The 4,473-nt window shown below is 72.2% G+C and carries 4 protein-coding genes; 3 read left to right on the forward strand and 1 reads right to left on the reverse strand.

Annotated elements, in window-relative coordinates; translation table 11 throughout:
• Positions 1–573: RDD family protein (locus HCN52_RS22135; protein WP_245175359.1), on the forward strand; the 573-nt coding region annotated here is incomplete at its 5' end.
• Between the two features lie 207 nt (positions 574–780).
• Here HCN52_RS22135 and HCN52_RS22140 read toward each other — a convergent pair.
• Positions 781–1,092, reverse strand: a complete 312-nt coding sequence (locus tag HCN52_RS22140; RefSeq protein ID WP_168090207.1) for a hypothetical protein — start codon at positions 1,090–1,092, stop codon at positions 781–783.
• A gap of 302 nt (positions 1,093–1,394) precedes the next feature.
• Between HCN52_RS22140 and HCN52_RS22145 the strand changes: the two genes are divergently transcribed.
• Complete coding sequence (locus HCN52_RS22145) at positions 1,395–3,767, forward strand: immune inhibitor A domain-containing protein (protein ID WP_312876838.1); 2,373 nt, start codon at positions 1,395–1,397, stop codon at positions 3,765–3,767.
• 354 nt (positions 3,768–4,121) lie between these two features.
• Positions 4,122–4,436, forward strand: coding sequence for a hypothetical protein (locus HCN52_RS22150; RefSeq protein ID WP_168090209.1), 315 nt, complete (start codon positions 4,122–4,124; stop codon positions 4,434–4,436).
• Positions 4,437–4,473 lie beyond the last annotated feature (37 nt).

Genomic DNA, 4,473 nt, shown 5'->3' on the forward strand with positions numbered 1-4,473 from the left:
GGCCTCCCCCCGCCGGGCGGTTACGGCAACGCGCCGCCCCCGCCGGGCGGTTACGGCAACGCGCCGCCCCCGCCGGGCGGCTACGGGGCGCAGCCCGGCTCGTACGGCGCCGAGGGGCCGCTGGCCGGCATGCCGCCGCTGGGCTCCCTGCCGCGGCGCCTGCTGGCGCGCATCATCGACGCGCTGCTGGTGGGCATCCCGGTCTTCCTGCTGCTGGGCGCCGCCACCGGTTCGTTCACCTCGTCCTACGACAACACCGACGGGAACTCGTGGCTCCAGCAGGCGGTCTACCTGCTGGTGTACTTCGTCTACGAGGGCGTCATGCTGACCCGGCGCGGGCAGACGGTCGGGAAGATGGCCATGAAGATCCGCGTGGGGATGCTCGACAGCGGCAACACCCCCGCCGGCAACCCCGGGTGGACGCGTGCGGCCATCTACTCGCTGCCGCAGCTGATCCCGTGCCTGGGCTTCCTGTTCTGGCTGGTGAACGTGTTGTTCTGCACCTGGGACAAGCCCTACCGGCAGTGCCTGCACGACAAGGGAGCCAAGACGGTGGTGGTCTCCACCGGCTGAGCCCGGGGCGCCCCGGCGCGCGCGCCCGGCCGAGCGCCGGGTGGGGCGACCGGCCGCACCCGGCACGTGAGCGGTCGATCAGGCGCACGACATGTGTGCGGCCCCGAACGAAACCGTTCGGGGCCGCACACATGTGGTCGTCTTCGCGCAGCCGGTTCACGCCGTGCGCCCCGGGTGGCCGCCCCGGAACAGCGACGAGGCCGGAAGTCAGACTCTGACTTCCGGCCTCGTGACGACTGCTGAGCTGTGGGCGGGGTGGGGAGGGTGGGGCGAGGGGACCGGCGCCACCGGTCCGTCCCCGGTGCCCGCGGGACGGGGAGGCACCGCGACGGGCCCGTGCGCGGCGGGGCGGCGGGGGCGGAGCAGCACGCCGACGCCGACGCCGAGGGCGAGCGCGCCGGTGGCGAAGGTCGCGACGAGGACGGGGGAGGCCTCGGGCACGAGCAACAGCAGTAACAGGGTCACGGAGACCACCGTCGCCGAACCGGCGACGGTCTGGAGCGGTGTCGGGTGCGGCATGACGTGGGTCCGTCCGTTCTGGGGGGAGTGTGCTCGACGGCCGCCCCGGAACGGATGGCTGGGGCAGCCCTACCGGCGTCGATTCCCGGCCGCGCTCAAGCGTAAGCCCCTGCCGCCGACAGGACCGTTGCATGAGGGGGCGCACGGAGTCATGGCTCGGCGGCGCACGGTGCGCACGGCAGAAAGGGCAGCGAAGCGGGATGCTTCTGCTCTCTTTCCGTGCGTGCTCTGTCTTTTTGCGGTGTCACTGTGTCAGATTCCTCTCTGCACTGTCACTGATCGCGCAGGAGGACTGCCCCCAAGTGAACAGAAGTCTGAGATCCCGTACCCGCCCGTCACGCGCCGTCGCCGCCGCGGGGGTCATCGCCCTCGGCGCCACCCTGCTGGGCACCGCCGGGACCGCCCACGCCGTCCCCGACGTCGATCACGAGGACAGCGCACACTCCGCCGCGCCCGCCCCGCGCGGCGAGGCCCCCGACCACCTGGAGAACCCGCTCGACGAGAAGCGGGTGGCGCTCAAGCAGGAGGCGCACTCCCGCCTCATCACCGGTCAGGCCCGGCCCCGCAGCCAGAACGGCTCCGAGGTCGTCGAGCTCGACGACGGCGAGTTCGCCGAGGTCGCCACCGTGGGCACCGACCGCATCTTCACGATCCTGGTGGAGTTCGGCGACGAGATCCACCCCGAGTTCGGCGGCGACCCCGGGCCGCTCGCCAACCGGATCGAGGAGCCGGACCGGGCGGTGGACAACACCACCATCTGGCAGCCGGACTTCAGCCGGGAGCACTTCGAGGAGCTGTACTTCGGGGACGACCCCGACCGCGACTCGGTCAAGCAGTACTTCGAGAACCAGTCGTCCGGCCGCTACTCCATCGAGGGCCACGTCACCGACTGGGTCAAGGTCGACTACAACGAGGCCCGTTACGGCAACACCGCGTGCGGCTCCAACGTCTGCCGGTCCGTGTGGGAGGTCGTCTCCGACGGCGTCGACGCCTGGTACGACGACCAGCTCGCCCGCGGCCTGACCACGGCGGAGATCGAGGCGATCCTCGCCGAGTACGACGTCAAGGACCGCTACGACCACAACAACAACGGCAACTTCAACGAGCCCGACGGGTACATCGACCACTTCCAGATCGTCCACGCGGGCGAGGACGCCTCGGCCGGCGGCGGCGCGCAGGGCGACGACGCGATCTGGGCGCACCGCTGGTTCGCCTTCTACGACCAGGCGGGCCAGGTCGGCCCCGAGGGGAACCTCGCCGGCGGCACCCGCATCGGCGAAACGGACTTCTGGGTCGGCGACTACACCATCCAGCCGGAGAACGGCGGGGTCGGCGTCTTCGCCCACGAGTTCGCCCACGACCTGGGCCTGCCGGACCTGTACGACACCGCCGGCGGGGAGAACGGGACCACCTTCTGGTCGGCGATGTCCTCGGGCTCGTGGCTCGGCTACGGGGACGGCACCATCGGCGCCGTCCCCAACGAGATGGGCGCCTGGGAGAAGCTGCAACTGGGCTGGCTGGACTACGCGACCGCGAAGGCCGCGACCTCCTCGGTGCACCGCATCGGTTCCGCCGGGCTCACCTACCCCGAGGGCGAGCGCAAGCCGCTCAAGGGCAAGCAGGCCCTGATCGTCGAGCTGCCCGAGAAGGAGGTCACCCGGGAGGTGGTCGCCCCGGCCCAGGGCGCGTCGCAGTGGTGGAGCGGCTCCGGCAACGGGCTGGAGAACACGCTCACCCGCACCGTGGACCTGACCGGCGCCGAGAGTGCCGCCCTGGAACTGACCGGGTGGTGGGAGATCGAGGAGGACTACGACTTCCTCTACGTCGAGGCCCGCGCGGCCGGCGGCAGCTGGACCGCACTCGACGGCACCGCGGACGGGGCGGCCGTGCCGCGTGACGGCGCCGGCCGCCCGGCGCTCCACGGCGTCTCCGGCGGCCACGCCGACCTCGTCTACCCGTTGGACGACTTCGCCGGCGCGCCGGTGGAACTGCGGTTCCGCTACCTGACCGATGTCGCCGTAGCCGACACCGGCTTCACCGCCGACGCGATCACCGTCACCGCCGACGGCGAGACCGTCTTCAGCGACGACGCGGAGAACGGGGAGGGCGACTGGGCCGTGGCCGGCTTCTCCCTCATCGGCGGCTCCATCACCTCCTCGCACGAGCAGTTCTACATCGTCGAGAACCGCCAGTACACCGGCTACGACCGGACACTGGAGCGCGGACCGTACAACTTCGGCTTCCTCGACACCCGTCCCGACTGGGTGGAGCACTTCTCCTTCCAGCCCGGCATGCTCGTGTGGCTCTGGGACACCTCGCAGGACGACAACAACACCAGCGTCCACCCCGGTCAGGGGCTGATCCTCCCCGTCGACGCGCACGCGAAGCCGGACCGCTGGGCCGACGGCGGCATCATGCGCAACCGATTCCAGAGCCGGGACGCCACCTTCAGCTGGCGCCCGACCGAGCGGCTGACCATTCACGCCAACGGCGCGCCCACCACCCTGCGCGCCAAGCCGGGCAACCCCGTCTTCGACGACCGGCGCGGCACCTACTGGTACGAGGAGAACCCGGGCAACAGCGTCATCGTGCCGGACACCAACACCCGGATCAGCATCCTCACCGAGCTGCCCTTCGACGACGCGATCACCGTGCGGGTCTCCGCCTCCCGATGACGTCGAAGAGTCGCTGCGTGGGCGCCCTGGGTCACCGCGCGGGGGTCTCGGGGTAAAAGTCCAGGTCAGGGCATGATTCGGCCGCCGCCCCTAGCGGGCGGCGGCCGTTGCCGTCAGGATGGCCGGTGACCGGACGCGCGCTCCCGGCAGGGGGTCGGGCGGCCGGGTCGGGCGCGCCACGCCCGGACGGGACCCGTCGGCCCACCGCCGCCGGGGACCGGCGCTGGCCCTGCGGGGACCCGGGCAGCCCGCCCGGAGTCAGGGTCGAACGAAGGAGACGGACACAGCAGGACAGCGAAGGAGAACACAGCGTGAGTACGGAACGGGTGCGTCCCCCGCGAGAGGCGCGTCACCATGGCTGACGGCGGCTGGGTGCGCATGCCCGACGGCACCGTGGTGGTCGCGATGTCGCTGCCCCGCCCCGGCGGCCCCGGCCGCGTACGGGTGCTGGTGCACGCACAGAACCGGGCCCGGGCGTTGACCCGGCTGCGCAACCACGGCCTCCGCTCGGTCTACCTGCGCGGCAACGGGGCCCCGCCCTCGCCCGACGAGGTCACCGCGGTGCTGCACCATCCCGAGGGCGTGCTGTGGCGGGCTGATCCGGAGTGCCCCGTCGAGCGCTGGCGGCCGATGGGCGCGCTGGCGCGGCGCCGGCTGCACTCGGCCTGAGCGCCGCGCGCCCGCCCGCAACCGGCCGGGAGCGCCC

Origin of the sequence: Streptomyces bohaiensis, assembly GCF_012033785.1 — a bacterium.
GTDB classification, from domain to species: domain Bacteria; phylum Actinomycetota; class Actinomycetes; order Streptomycetales; family Streptomycetaceae; genus Streptomyces; species Streptomyces bohaiensis.